We start from the raw sequence: 21,634 nt of genomic DNA on the forward strand, positions 1-21,634 counted from the left end.
GCCAGCTCTGGATCAACTCGTAAGAAAAGGCGACAAAGGTTGTCGACCTTGTTACCAGTTATGTGGCGAAAAGATACGCTTCCACATCCATTCCGGCGTCGCGCATCTGTGCCAGCTTGTAGCGCAAAGTCCGTGGGCTGATGCCCAGGCGCTCGGCGGCCTCTTTGCGGCGACCGCGCTCGGATCGCAGGGTGTCGATGATCATCTGGAATTCGCGCCGACGCAGGTCGTCACCCAGCGCCCCCGCGGTTTCGGTTTCCGCGACGATTGGCGCGGGCGCCAGGGTGGGCAGCGGCGCGGCGCCGCTGCCCATGGCCAGGCAGAAATCCTGGGGCTGGATCAGGCCGCCCTGTTGCAGGATCAGCGCGCGCTGGATGGCGTTGTCCAACTCCCGCACGTTGCCCGGCCACGGATAACTGATCAGGCAAGCCTGGGCCTCAGCCGACAGGCGTGCCTGGGCATGCTTCATTTTTTTGACGTGGTTGTTCAGCAGGCGCTCGGCCAGCGGAATGATATCCGCCGGGCGCTCGCGCAACGGGCGCCAGGCCAGCGGGAACACCGACAGGCGGTAGAACAAATCCTCACGGAAGCGCCCTGCCGCCACTTCACCCGCCAGGTCGCGGTTGGTGGTGGCAACCACGCGGATATCCAACTGGATCGGCTTGCGCGCGCCGACGCGCTCCACTTCACGCTCCTGCAGCACCCGCAGCAACTTGGCTTGCAGGCCCAGGGGCATTTCCGAGATTTCATCGAGCAGAATGGTGCCACCGTCCGCCTGTTCAAACTTGCCCGCCTGGGCCGCGATGGCGCCGGTGAACGAGCCTTTTTCGTGGCCGAACAGGGTGGCTTCGAGCATGTTGTCGGGGATCGCTGCGCAGTTGATGGCGATAAACGGCTGCTTGGCGCGGGTCGACTGCTGATGGATGTAACGCGCCAGCACTTCCTTGCCGGTGCCGGACTCGCCGGAAATCAACACGGTGGAATCACTGCGCGCCACGCGGGCCGCCAGCTCCAGCAATTGTGCACTGGCAGGCTCGAAGGCAATCGGGCCCTCGCCGTCACTGGCCGGGATCACGCCCAAGGCATGCCGTGCGACCAGCTCAATCAACGCTTTAGGTTCGAATGGCTTGACCAGGTAATCCGCCGCGCCCTGACGCATTGCATCCACCGCGCGCTCGACAGCGCCGTGGGCGGTCATCAGCAACACCGGCAGCTGCGGTTGACGCGCGCGCAGCAGGCTGAGCAGTTGATGGCCGTCCATGCCGGGCATGTTTACATCGCTGACCACCAGGCTGAAGGACTCCTGCTCCACCGCCTCCAAGGCGTCCTCGGCAGAACCGACCGCCCGGTAATCGTGGCCCGCCAACAGCAGCGTGTCAGCCAATGCTTCACGCAGGGCGCGATCGTCTTCCACCAATAGAACCTTGATAGCCATAACCTTTTTACTCCGCGCTTGCCGCGCATGAAAACAGCGGCAAGGTCATCAATGCACAAGTGCCACGCCCAACCCGGGAATGCAGCTGCAATTCTCCCTGATGCGCACGTGCCACGGCCTTGACCACGGTCAGGCCGAGGCCGGTACCGTTGGTCTTGGTGGTGAAAAAAGGTTCGCCCAAACGCTGCAGCACGGCGGGCTCGATACCGCTGCCGCTGTCGCTGATGCACAGGCGCAGGTTTTGCTCGCGGTTGTACAGGTGCACCTTGAGCCGCGCGCCGGGGCCGCTGGCCTGGGTGGCGTTCTCGATGAGGTTGAGCAGCGAACCGACCAGCGTGTCGCGGTTGCACAGTAGCTCGCCGAGGTGGCTGTCGCACTGCCAACGCACGTGCACGTCCTGGATGTGGGTAGCGGCCGCCGCTTGCAGGGCCTGCATCAACTCGGCCGGCGTGATGCGGTCGGTCAGCGGCAATTCGCCGCGGGCAAACACCAGCATGTCGCGCACTTGGTGCTCCAACTCATGCAGGCGCTCCTTGAGGCGACCGGCAAAACGTTGGTGGGTGGCGACGGGCAATTGTTCATCAGTCAAATGACTGGCGTAGATCAACGCGGCCGACAGCGGTGTGCGGATCTGATGCGCCAGAGAAGCGACCATGCGTCCCAACGACGACAACCGCTCGTGGCGCGCCAGTTGGTCTTGCAGGTGCCGGGTTTCAGTCAGGTCGTTGAGCAGCACCAATTGGCCCGGCTCCGCGTCCAGGGAACGCGTGGCGATGGACAGGCGGCGCCCGTCCTTGAGGGAGATTTCGTGGCCGTCGTCTTCACGCGGCGCAAAGCAGCGGGTGATGACGTGGCGCCACAGCTCACCTTCGAGCGGCAGCCCGAGCATGTCGCAGGCGGCCGGGTTGGCTTCGCGTACGCGGCCTTCTTCGTCGATGACGATCACGCCACCAGGCAACAGCGACAGCAGGTTTTGCAGACGGTTGGCCAAGCGCTCTTTCTCGGCCAGCTCTTCCATGCGCTGGGCACTGACCACCGCCAACTCGCCCTTGAGCTCGGAAACCCGGGCTTCGAGCAGGCTGTAGGAATCGGTCAGTTGGCTCGACATCTGGTTGAACTGCGAGAACGCCTGTTCAAGACCCTGCCGGGTCGGCGGCTCTACAGGCGGGACCAGCCCCTGGATGGCAGGGGCCGTAGATAGTTGGGCGGCGTGGGGCATCATGCTCTCTCGCTTGGCTGACCGTCAGTTAAACGGAACGTTGCGAGGGCTGTAGCAATACTTGTGCCGAAAAAAAACCAAGGTGCCCGGCCTCGCCAATACAGTTTCGTTTTGACGAGTGGCTGTTGCCGTCAGACAAGGCGCAGCGACGACTCATAGCTGGCTATGGGGAGGAGCTGCAACGCAGTATGACGGCAACAGACGCCGTCAAAAACGGAACAGTATTGGCGAGGCCGGACACCCAAAATCAGCGGCTTGAAAAACAGGCGTCAATCATCCGCCTGTTCATCACCTTCTTTGCGGCTCATACCGTACTTGCGCATCTTCTCCACCAGCGTGGTTCGACGGATACGCAGGCGCTCGGCGGCGCGGGCGACGATGCCGTTGGCGTCGTCCAGGGCCTGTTGGATCAGGCCTTGTTCCAGGTTGCCGAGGTAGTCCTTCAGGTCCAGGCCTTCGGGCGGCAGCATGGCGGTGGAGCCGAAATCCGGGGTATGACCGTTGATCGCCACCCGCTCTTCCATGTCGCTGCGCAGGCTGTCGACCAGTTGCTCGTCTTCGTCGTCGACGTAGCGGAATTTCTTCGGCAACTCGACCACGCCGATCACACCGTAGGGGTGCATGATCGCCATGCGCTCCACCAGGTTCGCCAACTCGCGCACGTTACCTGGCCAGCCGTGACGGCACAGGGACATGATCGCGGCGGAGTTGAAGCGGATCGAGCCGCGCTTTTCGTGTTCCATGCGCGAGATCAGTTCGTTCATCAGCAGCGGGATGTCTTCCACGCGCTCACGCAACGGGGCCATCTCGATAGGGAATACGTTGAGGCGGTAGTACAGGTCTTCGCGGAAGCTGCCGACCTCGATCATGCTTTCGAGGTTCTTGTGGGTCGCCGCGATGATGCGTACATCGACGCTCTGGGTCTTGTTGCTGCCCACGCGTTCGAAGGTGCGCTCCTGCAACACGCGCAGCAGTTTGACTTGCATCGGCAGTGGCATGTCGCCGATTTCGTCAAGGAACAGGGTGCCGCCGTTGGCCAGCTCGAAACGCCCGGCACGGCTGGTGATCGCCCCGGTAAAGGCGCCCTTCTCATGGCCGAACAATTCGCTTTCGAGCAGCTCTGCCGGGATCGCCCCGCAGTTGACCGGCACGAAAGGCCCGTCGCGGCGCTTGGAGTGATAGTGCAGGTTGCGTGCGACCACTTCCTTGCCCGTGCCGGACTCGCCGAGGATCAGCACGCTGGCGTCGGTGTCGGCCACTTGCTGCATCATCTGGCGTACATGCTGGATGGCGCGGCTGGTGCCGACCAGGCTGCGGAACAGGTTGGGTTCGCGATGACGACCGCGCTCGCGAGCCTGGTCGTACATCTCGCGATAGACCTGGGCGCGGTGCAGGGAGTCGAGCAATTTGCTGTAGCTGGGGGGCATTTCCAGGGTGGAAAGCACGCGGCGGCGCTGGTCTTCCGGCAGCTCGACAGAAGAAATATCGCCCATTAGCAACACGGGAAGGAACTCATCCCAGGTAGACAGTGTCTTTAACAAGCCCAAAACAGCGCCAGGAGCGTTTACCGTCCCGATCAGCACGCATATGACTTCACGGCTCGACGACAATGAGCTGACCACCTGCTGCCAATCATGGCTGCCGCAGGGCAAATTTTCTTCACCGAGAAAATTTAAAATCACCGCCAAGTCGCGGCGGCGGACGCTATCGTCATCGATCAGCAGAATTTTGGTTTCACGCCACATGCAATAGCAACTTCCCTAGTAAAACTTCCTGCCCCGAGATTGAGGGCAATCGAGGCGCCTGTAAGACTTCTTACCTTACTAGACGTCTGAAATCTGAAAACAGCACTAGTTAAGTCAAAAAAGCTGGCACGGTCAAATTTATGACGCACCGGTAGGATTAACTGCGACTGTTCAGCCGAACAGATGGTAAACCTTTGACGCGTTTTTCGCTTGGTTGATCTGCGACATCTCTTCGAAAATCGCCTGGCGCTCGCCAGTCGTCACCTCAAGTAGTTGCTGGTATACCGCCAGCAAGCTTTCAAGCTTCTCCCGCAACGCATCCTCATCTACCGGTGCTTCGCTGAGTACTTCGTCGATCACGTGACGGCAGCCCAGGTCCAGTTCGCCGATGGCGTCCCAGTTGCGGTCCGCCAGCGCGCCCATCAGCGCCTCGCGGGTTTCATCAATGCGTTGCAGTGCTTGGCTCATGATGTGTTCCTCAAGGCCGCTTGGCCTTATTGTGCAGCACCTTGTGGCGTGCCGATGGCATCCCAGCCTTCTTTCACGGTAATCAGCAAACGGGCGACTTCGTCGATCATGTCGACATCGTTGTGCAGATTGGCTTCCATCAAACGGTTGGTCATGTAGACGTACAGACCGTCCAGTTGCTGAACGTAATCCTTGTTGTCACTCTTTTCCGCGCTCAGGCCATCACGCAGCCCGATCAGGATATCGGTGGCCTTGCCCAGCATCAGGCCCTTCGCCGCGATATCGCCACGCGCCAGCGCGCCTTTGGCTTGCGCCATACGGTCAAGCCCGCCTTCCATCAGCAGTTGCACCAGGCGGTGCGGGCTGGCTTCGGAGATTTGAGCGTGGGAATTGACCTTCTGGTATTGGCGAAGGGCTCTCATGGGATTCATGTTTCTACCTCGTGACAGGCAACAGCGAGAAGGGTTGCAGTAACCATTATGTCGACCGGTTCGCAAAAAACTTTAACCCGGCGATCTTCTGAAACACAAAGCCCAGGTCAATGGACCTGGGCTTTTTCATGCGCGATCAATCAGCTATCGCTGGTTTGCGATTTACTCAGCGCACTGAGCGTGCCGAGAATACTGCTGCTTTGCTGACGCAATTGCGCGACCAGCGTGTCCATCGCGGTGTATTTGCGGGTAAGGGAATCCTGCATTGTCGTAATACGATCATCCAGGCTGGTCTGATCCTTGATCAAGGTTTTCAGGCTTTCGGACAACGACGCAGTGCGCGTGGCCAGGATCCCGGTGGCAGGCTTGGCATAGGCATCGGTGGCCGCCGTCATACGTGCCAGCAGACCGGTTTTGCCGCTGAAAATACTGGTGATGTCGGCAGCATTGGTCAATACCGCTTTGTCCCACCGCTTCGCATCGATACTCAGTGCGCCGGTGTCCTGGTCAGTCGTCACACCGAATTGCGCCAGCGACTTAAAGGTGCCATTGCCGGACAGCGCGTTGAACTCGTTGCGAATCGCCGACTGCAGCGTGCGCATGGTCGCATCGCCGGTCAGCGTCGCAGCAATGGAGTTACCCGCGGCATCCTTGGTCACCTTGGTCTCGGCATTCATCGCCTTGAGCAACGCGTTGTAGGTGTCGACAAAGCCTTTGACCCCGGACTTCAGGGCGGTAGTGCTGGTGGACACAGAAATGGTCAGGGCCGTGCGATCCGGATTAGTTTTATTCGGATCGTTGGCCAGTACGGTAGGCGAGACAGTGAGCAGCTTGATGCTCACACCACTCACCGCATCAGAGATGCTGTTGGTCTTGGATTCCGCCGCAACGCCATCGATCACGTACTTGGCGTTCTGAGGCACATCGACCACTTTGTAGCCGGTATCGATCCCGGAGTTGCCCGACAGGGTCAAGTCCGAGCCCACCCCCCCATTGGTGGACGTCAGAATCAGACGCGAACCATTGGAGTCGGTGAGGATGTTGGCACTGAGGCCCGAGGTGCCGAACGTCGAGTTGACCGAGTCGCGCACCTGCTGCAAGGTGGCGCCGGCCGGCACGCTCAGGTCGAAGTTCTTGCCCGACTGAGTGATGGTCAGCGTGGTTGCCTTGTCAGTACTGTTGACGACAGTGGACTGGCCACCGGCGTAGCTGGCGGTCGACAACTTTGACGGCTGCGCCAGCTGGTTGACGATCAGCGAAAAGCTGCCGTTGGACGCACCTTGGTTCGCAGTCATGGTGGCCACCTTTTCGTCCGAAGACGTACCGGTCAAGCCACTGAAGCTGCTATCGGTGCCCATGCTGGTCAGCGCACCACGGAAGGCGTCCAGAGCTGCCTGGATCTTGCCGATAGACGACAGCTGGGTCGTTGCCTTCTGCGACTGCAGGTTGATCTGCGCTTGTTTCGGCGCTCGCTCGGCATCCACCAGGGACTTCACAATGGCCTGGGTGTCGAAGCCCGACCCCACGCCTGTAATCGTTGTACCCGCCATCATCTTTCTCCTAGTCGGTGGCTGCCGTTATCTTGGCGAATATCGCTTCAAACGGCGACAGCAACAAGTTTCATGCCAGCTCACGCCTTGTCGTCAAACAACACGTGACTGGCACTGGACAAACTCTGCGCCAGCTTCAGGGCTGTTTCCGAAGGGATCTGGCGAATCACCTCACCGGTGTCGGTGGCAATGACTTTAACCACAACCCTGTGAGTGGAATCATCAATCGAAAAATCCAGATTACGCTGGGCCGCTTGTACGAATTCTTTAATATCGGTGACCGCTTTTTCCAGGCTGCCCTTGTCGGACGTGCCTGCGGTTGGCGCGGTCGCTTCAACCTTACTCTTGTCTTTGTCTGCAACCACAGGTGCCACGGCGCCTTGAGGGGCGAGCGGCGGATAAGACAAGTTCAATTTTACATTCATGTCCATGCCCAATCTCCTCTGATTGGAAAAGACGAAAGGGCACGTAAACGCGCCCTTCCGTCAATTACCACGTGCCGTTATTACTGAAGCAGCTTCAGTACAGCGGATGGCAGTTGGTTAGCCTGCGACAGGATCGCGGTGGAAGCCGACTGCAGGGTTTGCTGCTTGGTCAGTTCAGCGGCTTCGGATGCGAAGTCGACGTCCTGAAGAGTACTACGGGCAGCGGTGCTGTTTTTCTGAATGTTGGACAGGTTGTCTACAGTGCTGGTCAGACGGTTCTGTACAGCACCCAGGCCCGAACGGGAGCTGGAGATGGTAGCGATGGCCTGGTCGATCACGGAAACAGCGTTCTGAGCCTTGGTGGCGTCAGTTACGTCGGTCTGCGATACGGAGGTCTTGGCCGAAGCTGCCGAAGTGGCTGCACCGAAGACGTTGGTTACACCAGCGCCTTCCAGGGAGTAACCCTTGGAGGAGTTCATGTTCACCGCACCAGTGGCGATCAAGCCGTCAGCCAGGGCAACGCCTGTGCCGAAAGCGCCGGCGCCATCTTTGGTGGCGACGGTGATGGTGCCCGCAGCGGTCGAAGAGCTGAATGCCAGGTTTTCACCGGTATCGGATTTAACCGACAGGGTGCCTTTGGATTCGTCGTAGTTAACGCTGATACCCAGTTTGGCAGAGTTCGACTTCAGTTGGTCAGCCAGGCTGGCGGTATCGGTTACGCCAACGAACGTGGTGGCTTGGCCGCCAACGGTCATGGTGAACGAAGCTGGAGCAGCCGCAGCACCCGCGCCGACTACGAACTGAGCTTCGGTGCTTGCGGTAGCGCTCAGGCCACCGACGGCGCCGTTCAGTTGAGCAGCGATGGTTTTAGCCGATGCACCAGCAGCCAAGGTGATGCTGGAAGTCTGGCCGTTACCAGTAACGGCGATTGCGCCGCCAGCTACACCGGTGGTGCTTGGGGCGATACCCAGGCTGTTGATTTGCTGCGAACCAATGTTGTTGGCTGCAACGTTCTCCAGGCTCAGGCCGATGGTTTCGTTAGCGTTGGCGCCAACCTGAATGGACTTGGTACCGTACGAACCGTCCAGCAGCTTCTGGCCACCGAAAGTAGTGGTTTGCGAGATACGGGTCAGTTCCGAAGTCAGAGCCTGGTATTCGTCGTTGTTCGACTTACGGTCGTCGGTGCTCAGGGAGCCAGTAGCCGAAGACAGAGCCAGGGTACGCATTTTTTGCAGAATGTCGGTCGAAGCCTGCATTGCGCCTTCAGCGGTCTGCGCGATGGAGATACCATCGTTGGCGTTCTTGATTGCTTGACCCAGGCCGTTAATCTGGCTGGTCATACGGGTGGCGATACCCAGATCGGCTGCGCCGTCTTTTGCGCTGTTGATACGCAGGCCGGAAGACAGACGCTGCATGGAGGTGGCCAGGGCGCCGCCGGCTTTGTTCAGGTTGCCCTGAGTAGTGATCGAAGCAATGTTGGTGTTTACTGTTAAAGCCATGACGAAATCCTCGTTGGATGGATACTGCGGCTTCCGGCCCTGGCAACCGCCGGGTGTGGCCTGAGAACCTACGTAATAGTTATCGTCGTGGTAGCCGGTTGCTTGAGGATTTTTTTTGATTTTTTTAATGGCGCCGTGCCACCCCTTGCAATTCAAGGGCTTACGTAAGCGAAAAACCTCGATTTCATTGGTTTTTTTGGCGCCAAATAAAAAACGCCGATGATCTTTCGATCATCGGCGTTTTGTTGTGCTACCCACTAAAACGTCATGGGCGATAGAGAATTGCCGAACCCCACGACAGACCCACACCAAAACCGCTGATGGCCACGCGCTTCCAGGTGGCGTCCATCACGTGCTTTTCCAGCAGCAACGGAATGCTCGACGACACGGTGTTGCCGGTCTCGACCATGTCCTTGATGAACTTCTCTACGGGCGCGTCTTCGAAACGGCGGGCCACGGCGTCGACAATCGCCGCACTGCCCTGGTGAATGCAGAACGCATCAATGTCATCAGCCTTGAGGTCCGACTCGTTGAGCAGCTCGTGCAAGTGTGCCGGCACCTTGAGCAAGGCGAAGTTGAAGACCTGGCGACCGTTCATGAAGAACACACCGTCGCTGACCTTCAGGTGCGGTGCGCCGGAACCGTCGGTGCCGAACTTGGACTTGCCGAGCAACCACGGCGCGTCTTCGCCCATCCAGGTGGCGGTGGCGGCATCGCCGAAGAGCATGGTGGTGTTGCGGTCTTCCGGGTCGACGATCTTCGAATACGGGTCGGCGGTGACCAGCAGGCCGTTTTTCAGGCCGGCGGTTTCCATGAAGCCCTTCATCGCATAGATGCCGTAGACATAGCCGGAGCAGCCCAGGGAAATATCAAAGGCCGCGACGTGGGTCGGCAGGCCGAGCTTGTCCTGGACGATGGCGGCCGTGTGCGGCAGGCCTTCTTCATCACCGTTCTGGGTGACGACGATCAGCGCATCAATCGACTCGCGCGAAAGCGTGGGGTTGTTGGCAAACAAAGCGTTGACCGCCTCGACACACAGATCGGAGGTTTCCTGCGCAGCTTCCTTGCGTGGCAGGAACGCCGAACCGATCTTGCCAATGATGAACTCTTCATCCTTGGCGAATTTGGCACCCTGGGCGTAGTTATCGATCCCGTCTGCCGGCACGTAACTGGCGATGCTTTTTATGCCAATCATTGTGGCTTCCCAATACTAAATAGCTGGAGAACACCCCAGGGCCTGGGCCCGGAGTGCTGACAATAAAGGGGATAACCCCATAAAAATCTCGCTGAAAGCCGCCTCGCAAGGACCCTGTGACGACTTATCCTTTTCACACGATACAGTGAAGATGCGCTTTATGACTCACAGGTCACTCAATTTTGTGTGCTTTGTGCAAAACCTTCAAACAATTAAACCCCATAAACGACAACGGCCCGCCCTGTTTCCAGAGCGGGCCGCTTGACGTAATGCCGCTTACATCTTGTTGAACAGGCTCAACTGCGAGATTTTCACGAAGGCCAATTGCGAGGCCTGGAGCATGGTCTGCTGCAGCGACAAGTTGATCGCCGCCTCGCCCATATCGATGTTGGCCAGGTCGCTCATGGTGCTGGTAGTGGCGATGGTAATACTCGAGTTTTCATCGGCCTGGATATCCAACGCATTCTCACGCGCCCCGATGGAGCCACGCACGTTGAGGATCTGGGACGTTGAGTTGGCCAGATTGGCGATGGAAGTATCCAGGACATCCTTGAGCTTGACCGTCGCCGCCGGATTGCCGTCGGCCGGGATTTCCAGGGCCCTACGCAACTGGCCAAGGGTATCCAAGGCATTCTGGGTCTTCTGGGTGTTGGCGCCGACAGAAAATTGATCACCCGCTTGCGGCAGCCCACCACTGATGTCGAACGTCACCCCAGCCGCCGTTACAGTGGCTCCACCGCCGGTATCACCCGTGGCGATCGCCTTGCTGGCACTCGAGTAAGGCTGCGCGTACACCTCATAGGCAGTCGTGCTGGTGAACTTGATGATCGCACCGCTGTTGCTCGGGAAGGTGCTGGTATAGGCCGCCTGGCTGGACACGCGGGCGCCCGTGAGTTGCACGCTCGATGGGTTGCTGGGTGTGCGCGAGACACTGAACGTGTCCGGCTTGGCTGCCAGGCTGAACGAACGATCCTTGACCAGCGCATCGGAGTTGGCGCCCGGCGTCACATCCCCAAGGTTCAGGGAGATATCAAATTTCACGCCGCGCAGTGCAACGCTGGCGCTGCCCTCCTTGGTGGCGTCAAACGTGCCGTTGCCGGGAATCTCGGACGTGACGTCGTTACCATTCTTATCCAACACGGCGTACTGCGTGCTGCTGGTGAAGGTCAGCTTGTAGGGCTCACCGTCGGCGAACTTGTTCGAGTAGTCACTGCTGGAAGTCACCAGGCCAGCCGACAGTGCAACCTTGTTGTCGTTGACCGTAGGCGGCACCGTCTGAGGGTTCGGCGCCAGCCACGTGGCCTGGGTGCGCCCAGCATTGGCCGCGCCTTCCAGAATGGTCTTGCCCGTATCACCCGCGCTGACACTCAGGGTATTGGAAATCTGCAGGCTCAATGGGGTTTCATCCCCCTGATAGCTGTAGGTGCCATCGTTGTTACGGGCATACGGCGGGGTCTGGGTCTTGGACCCGGAGAACAGATAATTGCCGGAAGAATCCTTGCTGTTGAGCAGGCCCAGGACCTGATCTTCAATCGCACCGACCTCGCTGGCAATCGAGCGTCGATCGGCGTCGCTGATCGAACCACCGGCACGCAGGGCCAACTGTGTAGCACGCTGCATGGCGTCGCTGATAGCGTCCAGCACACTTTCTTCGTTGGTCAGGGAATTTTTCAGGCTGGTGATATTGTTACTGGATTGGGCCACCATGTCTTTCTGCTGTTGCAGCATCAACAACCGTGCCGCCGCCACCGGATCATCCGCGGCCGTCTGCACACGCACGCCGGAACTGGCCTGCTCCTGAGCCTTCACCACGCCCGAATAATTGTCCGAATACTTGCTGGAACTGGTTTCGAAATACTGCTGTGTAGAAATGCGCATCGTCCCAGACTCCCTTAAAGACTATTGATCAGCGTGCTGAAGGTTTCTTGCGCAGCCTTGATGATCTGCGACGACGCTGTGTAGTACTGCTGGAACTTGATCATGTCGCCCGCTTCTTCATCCAGGTTGACCTGGGACACCGAGTTACGCGCGTTTTTATTGGCCGTCAGCAGTGCGCCGGTGGCCGTGCTGTCGGTACCGGCCGAAGCGGCCTTGGCACCGACCGTGGACACCAACTTGCTGTTGGCCCCCACCAGGCTGTTGCCGCCGCTGCCATCGGCCGCCGTGCCTACAGTCGCCTTGGTTTGCAGGCCTATCAGTTGCTGGGCGTTGCGATTGTCGGACTTGCCGGAGGCATTGAACGAGAAGGTCGTGCTGTCGCCATCGGTGGGCGAACCGCCCACGGTGGTGTCGAAGCTGAAGCTTTTGGCCGGCACCACCAGGGTGCCGTTAGCATCGCGCATCGGCACATTGACCGTCACCTTATTACCCTGCCCCGGGACGATATTGCCGGTGCCGATAGGGTTGCCTTGGGCATCATTGAGCGTGTACGGCTGGGTGCCATCGGCGGCCGGCTTGCCGAACACCATCTTCACCGGCATCGAGTGTTCAATCCCGACGCGCAGTTGCGCGGTGGTCGCACCGCCCTGGATATCCAGGGGCACAGTGAGGGTGGGCGGCGTGAAGGTGCCGGTACCCTGGTTAGTCTTGCTGGCCTCGCCGAGCAACGGCGCGGCAAACGCAATCTTGGTCGGGTCGCTGAGGACGGTGCCGATTTCCTTGGCGCCGTTAGCGGTCGGGCTGACCTTGAAGCTGTCACCCGCCTGCACCGCACCGCTGTTGACCGCCAGGGTAAACCCATCGATGACCGGAGGCGGCGTGGCGCTGAGGTCATAGGTGCCCATCGCCTTGCCGTCGGAGCGCAGCACCGTAACCTTGTTGAGGTCGGTACCGTCGTTGAAGCTGACCTTGTAATCGAAGTTGGTCAGCTTGCTGCTGTCCTTGATCGTCACGCCCAGGGCGCCGTCACCCAGGTTGCCCTGGGCAGCCACGCTACGCAGGGCGACGGAGGTGGCACTGTTGATGTCGTTGAATATCGAGGCACCGAACTCGCCGTTGAGATCCAGGCCCTGGCCCAGCTGACTATTGACGGTATCGGCGGCGACAATGGCGATGCGGCCCAGGTCGTTGATCGCCGGCATCAAGGCATCGCTGCGGTAGCGCAGCAGGCCGCCGATGCTCCCGCCACTGATCACATTGCCCAGGTCCAGCGTCGTACCGCCGGCCGCGTTGAGCTGGATCGTGTACTGGCTGGTGTCGCTCTTGCTCGGCACGGCGGAAATGCTATTGGACTGATCGCCCAGCACCAGGGACTGACCGGTACCGGTGCTGACACTGAACACACCGTTCTTCTCGGTGGCGGTCACGCCGATCAACTCATTGAGCGAGCGCACGGCTTCGGCGCGGGCGTCCAGCAGGTTGGCCGGGGTGGTGTTCGACGAGCCCTGCACTTGGGTGATCTGTTTGTTGAGGGACGCAATCGACGAGGTCAGCTGGTTGACCTGACCGGTCATCGAGGTCAACTGGCCGTTGATGGTTTCTTTCTGCTCGCTCAACTGGGTCGCGATCGAATTGAAGCGGTTCGTCAAGGTCTGGGCGCTGGTCAACAGCACTTGGCGGGCCGACACATCGCTCGGGTTGGCCGAGGCCGTTTGAACCGCAGCGAAGAACGAACTGAGCACGGCCGACATGCCGGTGGTCTTGTCCGACAGGGTTTTGTCGACGGCACTGACCTGGTCCAGGTAGGCCTTGGCATCGCTGTTCAGCGAGGTGCTGTTCTGGTAGGCCGTGTCCAGGTATTCGTTGTACACCCGGCGCACATCGGCCAGGGTGGTGCCGCTGCCGATGAACACGCCGCCATACTGGTTCGACGCATTCGCGCTCTGGGTGGTCTGCTGACGCGAATAGCCTGCGGTATTGGCGTTGGCGATGTTGTTACTCAAGACCGACAACGATCCTTGAGCGGCGTTAAGCCCCGACATCCCGATATTGAGCAAACTCATGGTTCAGACCTTATAAATGAGTGGTTGCGCCAGCGGCAGCGTAGTTCTGGTAACTGTTCATCGTTTTAGCGATCTGCGAAATCTTGCTGGCGTAGGCCGGGTCGGTTGCGTAGCCGGCTTTTTGCAACTCGCGTACAAACTGTTCCGGGTTGTCGGCCGATTTCAGAACTTCTTTATAGCGATCATTGCTTTGCAGCAGGGTCACCAGGTCGTGGAAGCTGTCCTGGTACGAGTTGTAGGAACGGAACTGCGCCGTCTCCTTGACCATCGCCCCGTCGCGGAACTCGCTGGTGATTGCACGGGCCTGGCCGCCCTGCCAACTCTGGCCGGCCTTGATGCCGAAGAGGTTATGGCTGCTGCTGCCGTCTTCGGCGCGCATCACCGATTTACCCCAACCGGTTTCCAGCGCAGCCTGGGCCACCAAGTACTTCGGATCGATACCAATGCGCGCGGCAGCCGCCTTGGCCATCGGCAACATGGTGGCGACAAATTCATCCTGCGAACTGAAGGCTTTTTTCGCCGGCGCCAGCGGTGGCTGGGCCACGGCGCGACCGTAGACCTGCATGCGCCCGCTCGGCACGGCAAAGGTGCGCGCGGTGCTGTTGACCACGTTGTCGTCGGCAGCACTGTTACGCAGCGGTGCGCTTTTGGCATCGATCGCGACCGGCGCGTTCGGCACGATGCCGGCGAGCAAGCGATCGGTCAGTTTGCTTGGCAAGGCGATACGGCGTTGATTCATCAGCTCCATGTCATTGCTGTGGGACGCTGCGGCGCCAGCCTGGGGCTCAGCCACGCGATACGCCCACAACGGGCGCTGGCCATTGGAGCGACCCAACGGCCCCTCAGCCTGGGTGCCTGCGGCAATTTCCGTCGGCACAGCGACTTTTTTCGCCGACTCGGCCGCCGCCGGTCCTTGCAGCGTGGCGGCCTGGGCCGCCACCGGTTTGTTCTTCTGCATCTGGCGCATCAGCACGTCGGCCAGGCCGATACCACCGCCTTCACGGGACATCGAGACAGCCAACTGCTGGTCGTACATTTCCTGGTACTGCTTGGCCGCCGGCGTGTTCAGCGGGTTGTCTTTACCCAACGCCTCGGTAGCCGAACGCATGGACTTGAGCATCTCGCTCAAAAACAGCGATTCGAACTCCTGCGCCACCTTGCGCATGTTGCCTTCGCTGTTCTTGTCGTCGCCGACCTTGAGCTGGTTAAGCCGGTTCAAGTCGGAGTAAGACCCCGAGTCCGCCGTACTGCTTATACCGCTCTTGCGCATATCCATGGCCATGGCCTCAGATCACGATCAGGTCGGCTTGCAAGGCGCCGGCCTGTTTCAATGCTTCAAGGATCGCCATCAAGTCGCCGGGCGCTGCGCCCACCTGGTTCACCGCACGGACAATCTCATCCAGGGTGGTGCCGGGGCCGAACTTGAACATCGGCTTGGCTTCTTGCTGGGCGTTGACGCGCGAGCGTGGCACCACCGCCGTCTGGCCGTTGGACAAAGGCCCAGGCTGGCTGACGATAGGGTCTTCGGTGATGGTCACGGTCAGGCTGCCGTGGGTCACCGCAGCGGGCGACACCTTGACGTTCTGGCCGATCACGATGGTACCGGTCCGCGAGTTGATGATGACTTTGGCCACCGCCTGCCCTGGGTCCACTTCGAGGTTTTCCAGGATCGACAGGTAATCCACGCGTTGGCTTGGGTCCAGCGGCGCGGTGACGCGGATCGAGCCGCCGTCGATGGCCTGGGCGACGCCAGGGCCGAGCATGTCGTTGATCTTGTCGACCACGCGCTTGGCGGTGGTGAAGTCGGAGCGATTGAGGTTCAGGGTCAGGCTATTGCCCTGGTTGAAACCGCTCGGCACGGTGCGTTCAACCGTGGCGCCGCCCGGAATACGACCGGCCGACGGCACGTTGACGGTGATCTTCGAACCATCACGGCCTTCGGCATCGAACCCGCCCACCACCAGGTTGCCCTGTGCGATGGCGTAGACGTTGCCGTCGATACCTTTCAAAGGCGTCATCAGCAAGGTGCCGCCGCGCAGGCTTTTCGAGTTACCGATAGACGACACCGTAATGTCCACCACCTGGCCCGGCTTGGAGAACGCCGGCAAGTCGGCACTGATGGACACGGCCGCGACGTTTTTCAACTGCACGTTGCCCGAGCCCGCCGGTACCTTGATGCCGAACTGCGAGAGCATGTTGTTGAAGGTCTGCAGGGTGAACGGCGTCTGGGTGGTCTGGTCACCCGTACCGCTGAGCCCCACCACCAGGCCGTAGCCGATCAACTGGTTGGAACGCACGCCGGAAATACTGGCGATGTCTTTCAGGCGCTCGGCCTGGGCGACAGCGCTCAAGGAAAGCAGGAGTGCGGCCGCCAACAGCTGTTTGAAGTTCAAAGTGGCCACCTAGAAAGGGAACAGCGGGCTAAGGAAGAAACGGTCGAACCAGCCCGGCTGACTCGCATCAGCAAACGAACCTGTACCCGAGTAGGTAATGCGCGCATCGGCAATTCGCGTCGACGACACGGTGTTGTCGGTGGAAATGTCATCGGCACGCACCATGCCGGCAATACGCACCAGCTCGTCGCCGGTGTTGAGGGTCATCCACTTCTCACCGCGTACGGCGATGATGCCGTTGGGCAGCACATCGGCCACGGTCACCGTGACCGAACCGCTCAAGCTGTTGCCCTGCGCGGCCGCGCTCTTGCCGTTGGTACCACGGTTGCCGCTGTAGCCGGCGTTCAACGTCAGGTCACCATCGCCCAGCGGGTTGTTGACGTTGGGCACTGCGCCAAACAACGAGGTCAGACCCAGGCTGGCCGCCGTGGTCTTGTCGATCTGGGAGTTGGCATTCTTGCTGGCCTGGGTCCGCTCGTTCAGGGTGATGGTGATGATGTCACCCACGCGGAACGCCTTGCGGTCGCTGTACAGGTTCTGTTCGAAACCGGCCTGGTAGATCGAGCCATTGTTGGCCGCCGCCGGCAACGGCGTGCGTGGCAACACCGGCGCGTAGTACGGGTCATTGGGCTTTGGCGTCGGGGCGACACAGCCCGCGAGCACGGCAATCCCACTCAATGCCAGAACAGAAACATAGCGATTCATGACCCTTACCTCACGGTGTTGCAGGCGCCCTCAAGAGCGCCCCAGACTTGATTACAGATTCTGCGTTACGAACGAAAGCATCTGGTCGGCGGTGGAGATCACCTTGGAGTTCATCTCGTAGGCACGCTGGGTGGTGATCATGTTGACCATCTCCTCAACGGTGCTGACGTTGGAGGTTTCCAGGGTGCTTTGCAGCGTGGTGCCGAAGCCGTTCAGCCCAGGGGTGCCGATTTGCGGCGCGCCGCTGGAGGCGGTTTCCAGGAACAAGTTGTTACCCATGGCTTGCAGGCCGGCTGGGTTGATGAAGTCGGCGGTTTGCAGGTTGCCGATCACTTGCGAGGCCGGGCTGCCGGCGACGGTAATCGACACGGTGCCGTCGTTACCCACGGTAAAGGTCTTGGCATCTGCTGGAACGACCACGGCCGGCTCCAGGGCAAAACCGTTGGCGGTCACGATCTGGCCGTTGGAGTCCAGGTGGAAAGTACCGTCACGGGTGTAGGAAGTAGTGCCATCCGGTTGCAGGATCTGGAAGAAGCCACGGCCGTTGATGGCCATGTCCAGCGGCTGGCCGGTCTGTTGCAGGTTACCGGCGCTGAAGTTCTTCTGGGTGCCGACGATCTGCACACCGGTACCCAGTTGCAGGCCCGACGGCAGCTCGCTGTCCTGGGTCGACTGAGCGCCCGGCTGCTTCTTGATCTGATAGAGCAAGTCCTGGAACTCGGCACGGTCACGTTTGAAACCCGTGGTCGATACGTTGGCCAAGTTGTTGGAAATGGTGGTCAGGTTGGTGTCCTGGGCGGACAGGCCTGTTTTGGCAACCCATAGAGCCGGAAGCATGCTGTTCTCCTCTGTGCGCCTGTTTGTTGGCGCGACATCACAAATTAGTTAATGGGCTGCAATCAGCTCATCTGCATGACGCGCGTCATGGCCTGGTCGTCTTCTTTAGCGCTGTTCATCATCTTGATGTGCAGCTCAAATTGCTTGGAAAGCGCCAGCACTGCGGTCATTTCTTCCACCGCATTGACGTTGCTCGCCTGCAGGAAACCCGAGGTCAGCGTGACCGTCGCGTCAGCCTGGGCCGGCTGGCCATCCTTGGTGTGGATGGTGCCGTCCAAGCCTTTATTCATGTTCTTCAGGTCCGGCTGGACCAGCTTGATGCGGTCCACTTCCGCCATCACGCGCGGGCCTTCACCCATGGCGCGGATGCTGATGGTGCCGTCGGCACCCACTTCGATCTTCTGCTGCGGCGGCACGGCAATCGGCCCACCGTTGCCCATGATCGGCATGCCGTTGCCGGCCCGCAGTACGCCCAATGCGTCGACGTTCATGCTCGCGCTGCGCACGTAGGCTTCGCTGCCGTCCGGGGTCTGCACGGCCATCCAGCCATTGCCGCTGACGGCCACGTCCAGGTCACGGCCGGTCTCGATCATCGCGCCAGGAGAGAAGTCAGTGCCCGGGCGCTCGGTCAAGGCAAACGCCCGCGCCGGAAAGCTGTCACCGAACACCGGCATCGAACGCGCCTGCTCCAGGTCACGTTGGAAACCATTGGTGGAAATGTTCGCCAGGTTGTTGGCATGGGCCTTCTGCGCCAGAGCATTCTGGCTGGCGCCGGTCATTGCCACATAAAGGTACTTGTCCACGCTCTTTCCTCTTTCTGACGGACGCTTGCCGCCCACCGCTGTACTGATGAGGCTTAAGCAATTTGCGAACCAACTTTTGAAAAGAGCAGGAAGTGCAGGCGGGGCGGGGGTTTGCGGCGAGGTATGAAGATTTCAGGATTGAGTGAGAGTCGAAAAAACGGCGGACTACTGCCGCCTGCGGCAAGCCCCGTCCTTGAAAGCGACAAAGATCGAATGTGGGAGGGGTTTACTGTGGTGAGCAGACTTACCCTGTGGTGAGCAGGCTTGCCCTGCGCCGGGCTGCGAAGCAGCCCCCCTTGAGTCGGCGGCGAACCCGTCGGGGCACAAGCCCCACTCACCACAACAAACCCCTTCCCAAAGGATTTATTTATTAGCCTTGAGAATTTCGTAGTCGCGCAGCTTGTTAGCGATGGTGGTGTGGGACACCCCCAGACGCTTGCCCATCTGCCGGCTGCTGGGATGCTCGGCATATAAGGCTTCGAGCACCGCTTTCTCGAACCGCCCGATAATCGCTTCCAGGCCACCCTCCAGCGAAAAATCGCCAAGCGGCTGACGCACCCCATAGTCCGGCAGCCGAATATGTTCGGCCTTGACCGTCCCGCCGTCACACAACGATACCGCCTGGAACAGTACGTTTTCCAACTGCCGCACATTGCCTGGCCAATGGTAATGACTCAGGCGATCCATCGCGGCGGGCGCCAGCCTGGGCAACGGGCAGCCGATCTGACGGCTGGCCTGGTCGAGAAAGTGCTCCACCAACGGCGCCAGGCCGTCGAGGCATTCGCGCAGGGGTGGGATATGCAGGGACAGCACGTTGAGGCGGTGGTAGAGGTCCTGGCGGAATTCGCCACGGGCGCACAGTTCGGACAAATCCACCTGGGTGGCGCAGATCACCCGCACATCCAGGTAAACCTCCTCATCACTGCCTACGCGGCGAAAGCAACCGTCCTGCAGGAAGCGCAGCAATTTCACCTGCAAGCGCGCGCTCATCTCCCCCACACCGTCAAGAAACAACGTACCGCCCGCCGTCAGTTCCAGCAGCCCCAACTTGCCTTCTGCACGTGCACCTTCGAACGCGCCGGGGCCGTAGCCGAACAACTCGGTCTCCGCCATCGACTCGGGCAGGCCGGCGCAGTTGAGCGCCATCAACGGCGATTGCCCACGCGGGCTGGCCAAGTGACAGGCGCGGGCCAGCAACTCCTTGCCGGTGCCGGTTTCGCCTTCTATTAATAGAGGCGCATCCAGCGGCGCCATGCGCCGGGCTTCGCGCACCACCGCAGCCATGACTTTGGAGCTCTGGAAAATACTGTCAAAGCCGCGCAACTCCTGCTTGCGTACGTTGTAGATGCGCTCACCCACGCGGTCCGCGCGGTGCAGGGTCAACACCGCGCCGGCCATGGCTTCGCTGTCGTCATGTTCGGACGATTGCAGCGGCGCGATGTCCGCCAGGAACACGTCACCCTTGACCTTGACCCGCAGACCATTGATCCGCGATTTGCTCGCACGCACCAGCTCCGGCAAATCAAAGTCTTCGGCATACCGCGACAACGGAATCCCCGGCACCTCGTCCACCCGCACCCCGAGCAACTGCGCCGCTGCACGGTTGGCGGCGACGATGGAGCCGCCCATGTCGATCGACAGCACCGGAAACTCCAGGGCGCCGAGCAGCGCATTCAGCTCCATGTGGCGCCGCTCGCTGGGCATCAGCCCTACCCTTTTCACCCCGAACACCCCGGTAATCGCCTCGAACTGCGGGCGCAGCGCCTGGAACTGCATGTTCACCAGGTTCGGGCAGTACAGGTAAATGGCATTGCCATGCTCACCGCCCACTTCGCCCTTGGCGACGTTGACGCCGTACTCCACCAGCAGGTTGAGAATGTCCCGCAGGATGCCGATGCGGTTCTGGCAGTGCACTTTGATACGCATGAAGAGGCCCGAAATGTAGGTAGGCACCGCGTGTTTTTGTCGCAGGACGCAGATAGTCGTCAAGATTATGTGACAGCTAGAAGGGTTTTCCCAGCCCAGCGCAACGGCCGAGCGCACAAGCGTAACGAATACTTTACGGAAATCGGTAAATTTTCCTACACGAGGGCGTTTTAAACAGATGGAATCCGGTCACGCACGGGTTATCAATAGGCTCATCGCAGGACATAACAAGAACGAATGCCTAGCAGGAGAGCCGTATGAAGCAGACGCAGTACGTGGCCCGCGAGCCCGACGCGCAAGGTTTTATCCACTACTCGCCGGAAGAACATGCGGTGTGGAACACCCTGATCACTCGCCAATTGAACGTGATAGAGGGTCGCGCCTGCCAGGAATACCTGGACGGCATCGACAAGCTCGGCCTGCCCCATGACCGGATTCCGCAACTGGGCGAAATCAACCAGGTGTTGGCCGAGACAACCGGCTGGCAAGTCGCCCGCGTACCGGCGCTGATCCCCTTCCAGACCTTCTTCGAATTGCTCGCCAACAAACAGTTTCCGGTGGCGACATTTATACGTACCCGCGAAGAACTGGACTACCTGCAAGAGCCGGATATTTTCCACGAGATCTTTGGCCACTGCCCGCTGCTGACCAACCCCTGGTTCGCCGAATTCACCCACACCTACGGCAAGCTCGGTCTGGCGGCCACTAAGGAGCAACGGGTTTACCTGGCGCGCCTGTACTGGATGACCATCGAGTTCGGCCTGGTGGACACCCCCCAAGGCCGGCGTATCTATGGTGGCGGCATTCTGTCGTCGCCCAAGGAAACGGTGTACAGCCTGTCCTCTGAGCCTGAGCACCAGCTGTTCGACCCGCTGGAAGCGATGCGCACGCCCTATCGCATCGACATCCTGCAACCGCTGTACTTCGTGCTGCCCAACCTCAAGCGCCTGTTCGAAGTGGCGCAGGAGGACATCATGGGCATGGTTGAGCGCGGCATGCAGCTGGGTCTTCATGCTCCAAAGTTTCCGCCCAAACCCAAAGCCGCGTGAACCTTACATCTTG

At 60.1% G+C, this 21,634-nt stretch carries 18 protein-coding genes; 1 reads left to right on the top strand and 17 read right to left on the bottom strand.

Features of this window, described 5'->3' with window-relative positions:
- Nucleotides 1-58 precede the first annotated feature (58 nt).
- The 17 genes from AC3ZU9_RS03600 to AC3ZU9_RS03680 all read right to left on the bottom strand — a co-directional run bounded on the left by AC3ZU9_RS03600 (nt 59) and on the right by AC3ZU9_RS03680 (nt 20,572).
- A complete protein-coding gene (locus AC3ZU9_RS03600; protein WP_015885195.1) occupies nt 59-1,435 on the bottom strand; it encodes a sigma-54-dependent transcriptional regulator in 1,377 nt (458 codons plus the stop codon).
- Between the two features lie 7 nt (nt 1,436-1,442).
- Nucleotides 1,443-2,654, bottom strand: coding sequence for a sensor histidine kinase (locus AC3ZU9_RS03605; protein ID WP_046036084.1), 1,212 nt, complete (start codon nt 2,652-2,654; stop codon nt 1,443-1,445).
- 269 nt (nt 2,655-2,923) lie between these two features.
- Nucleotides 2,924-4,399 (bottom strand): sigma-54 dependent transcriptional regulator, encoded by a 1,476-nt coding sequence (locus AC3ZU9_RS03610; RefSeq protein ID WP_015885197.1) that lies wholly within the window; start codon nt 4,397-4,399, stop codon nt 2,924-2,926.
- 171 nt (nt 4,400-4,570) lie between these two features.
- A complete protein-coding gene (gene fliT, locus AC3ZU9_RS03615) occupies nt 4,571-4,867 on the bottom strand; it encodes a flagellar protein FliT (protein ID WP_015885198.1) in 297 nt (98 codons plus the stop codon).
- Between the two features lie 26 nt (nt 4,868-4,893).
- Nucleotides 4,894-5,298, bottom strand: coding sequence for a flagellar export chaperone FliS (fliS, locus tag AC3ZU9_RS03620; RefSeq protein ID WP_102061988.1), 405 nt, complete (start codon nt 5,296-5,298; stop codon nt 4,894-4,896).
- A gap of 140 nt (nt 5,299-5,438) precedes the next feature.
- Nucleotides 5,439-6,848, bottom strand: coding sequence for a flagellar filament capping protein FliD (gene fliD, locus AC3ZU9_RS03625; protein WP_490090317.1), 1,410 nt, complete (start codon nt 6,846-6,848; stop codon nt 5,439-5,441).
- 80 nt (nt 6,849-6,928) lie between these two features.
- The gene (locus tag AC3ZU9_RS03630) at nt 6,929-7,279 is read right to left on the bottom strand and encodes a flagellar protein FlaG (RefSeq protein WP_102061990.1); all 351 of its coding nucleotides are present in this window, start codon (nt 7,277-7,279) and stop codon (nt 6,929-6,931) included.
- A 74-nt stretch (nt 7,280-7,353) separates the two neighbouring features.
- Complete coding sequence (locus tag AC3ZU9_RS03635; RefSeq protein WP_122810108.1) at nt 7,354-8,772, bottom strand: flagellin N-terminal helical domain-containing protein; 1,419 nt, start codon at nt 8,770-8,772, stop codon at nt 7,354-7,356.
- A 265-nt stretch (nt 8,773-9,037) separates the two neighbouring features.
- The gene (locus tag AC3ZU9_RS03640; protein WP_490090318.1) at nt 9,038-9,967 is read right to left on the bottom strand and encodes a ketoacyl-ACP synthase III; all 930 of its coding nucleotides are present in this window, start codon (nt 9,965-9,967) and stop codon (nt 9,038-9,040) included.
- 276 nt (nt 9,968-10,243) lie between these two features.
- A complete protein-coding gene (locus AC3ZU9_RS03645; protein ID WP_490090319.1) occupies nt 10,244-11,845 on the bottom strand; it encodes a flagellar hook-associated protein 3 in 1,602 nt (533 codons plus the stop codon).
- A 14-nt stretch (nt 11,846-11,859) separates the two neighbouring features.
- Complete coding sequence (flgK, locus tag AC3ZU9_RS03650; protein WP_490090320.1) at nt 11,860-13,908, bottom strand: flagellar hook-associated protein FlgK; 2,049 nt, start codon at nt 13,906-13,908, stop codon at nt 11,860-11,862.
- A gap of 10 nt (nt 13,909-13,918) precedes the next feature.
- Nucleotides 13,919-15,190 (bottom strand): flagellar assembly peptidoglycan hydrolase FlgJ, encoded by a 1,272-nt coding sequence (flgJ, locus tag AC3ZU9_RS03655; RefSeq protein ID WP_490090321.1) that lies wholly within the window; start codon nt 15,188-15,190, stop codon nt 13,919-13,921.
- A 4-nt stretch (nt 15,191-15,194) separates the two neighbouring features.
- A complete protein-coding gene (locus AC3ZU9_RS03660; RefSeq protein ID WP_015885207.1) occupies nt 15,195-16,301 on the bottom strand; it encodes a flagellar basal body P-ring protein FlgI in 1,107 nt (368 codons plus the stop codon).
- Nucleotides 16,302-16,310: 9 nt separating this feature from the next.
- Nucleotides 16,311-17,006: a flagellar basal body L-ring protein FlgH gene (flgH, locus tag AC3ZU9_RS03665; protein ID WP_102061996.1), complete on the bottom strand. Its 696-nt coding sequence runs from the start codon at nt 17,004-17,006 to the stop codon at nt 16,311-16,313.
- 51 nt (nt 17,007-17,057) lie between these two features.
- Complete coding sequence (flgG, locus tag AC3ZU9_RS03670) at nt 17,058-17,843, bottom strand: flagellar basal-body rod protein FlgG (protein WP_094951600.1); 786 nt, start codon at nt 17,841-17,843, stop codon at nt 17,058-17,060.
- A gap of 62 nt (nt 17,844-17,905) precedes the next feature.
- Nucleotides 17,906-18,646, bottom strand: coding sequence for a flagellar basal body rod protein FlgF (locus AC3ZU9_RS03675; protein WP_015885209.1), 741 nt, complete (start codon nt 18,644-18,646; stop codon nt 17,906-17,908).
- A 363-nt stretch (nt 18,647-19,009) separates the two neighbouring features.
- Nucleotides 19,010-20,572 (bottom strand): sigma-54-dependent transcriptional regulator, encoded by a 1,563-nt coding sequence (locus AC3ZU9_RS03680; protein ID WP_093543705.1) that lies wholly within the window; start codon nt 20,570-20,572, stop codon nt 19,010-19,012.
- Between the two features lie 257 nt (nt 20,573-20,829).
- On the opposite strand from AC3ZU9_RS03680, the gene phhA reads away from it, so the two are divergent.
- Complete coding sequence (gene phhA, locus AC3ZU9_RS03685) at nt 20,830-21,621, top strand: phenylalanine 4-monooxygenase (RefSeq protein ID WP_490090322.1); 792 nt, start codon at nt 20,830-20,832, stop codon at nt 21,619-21,621.
- Nucleotides 21,622-21,634: the final 13 nt, after the last annotated feature.

This window comes from Pseudomonas sp. A39 (genome assembly GCF_058145955.1).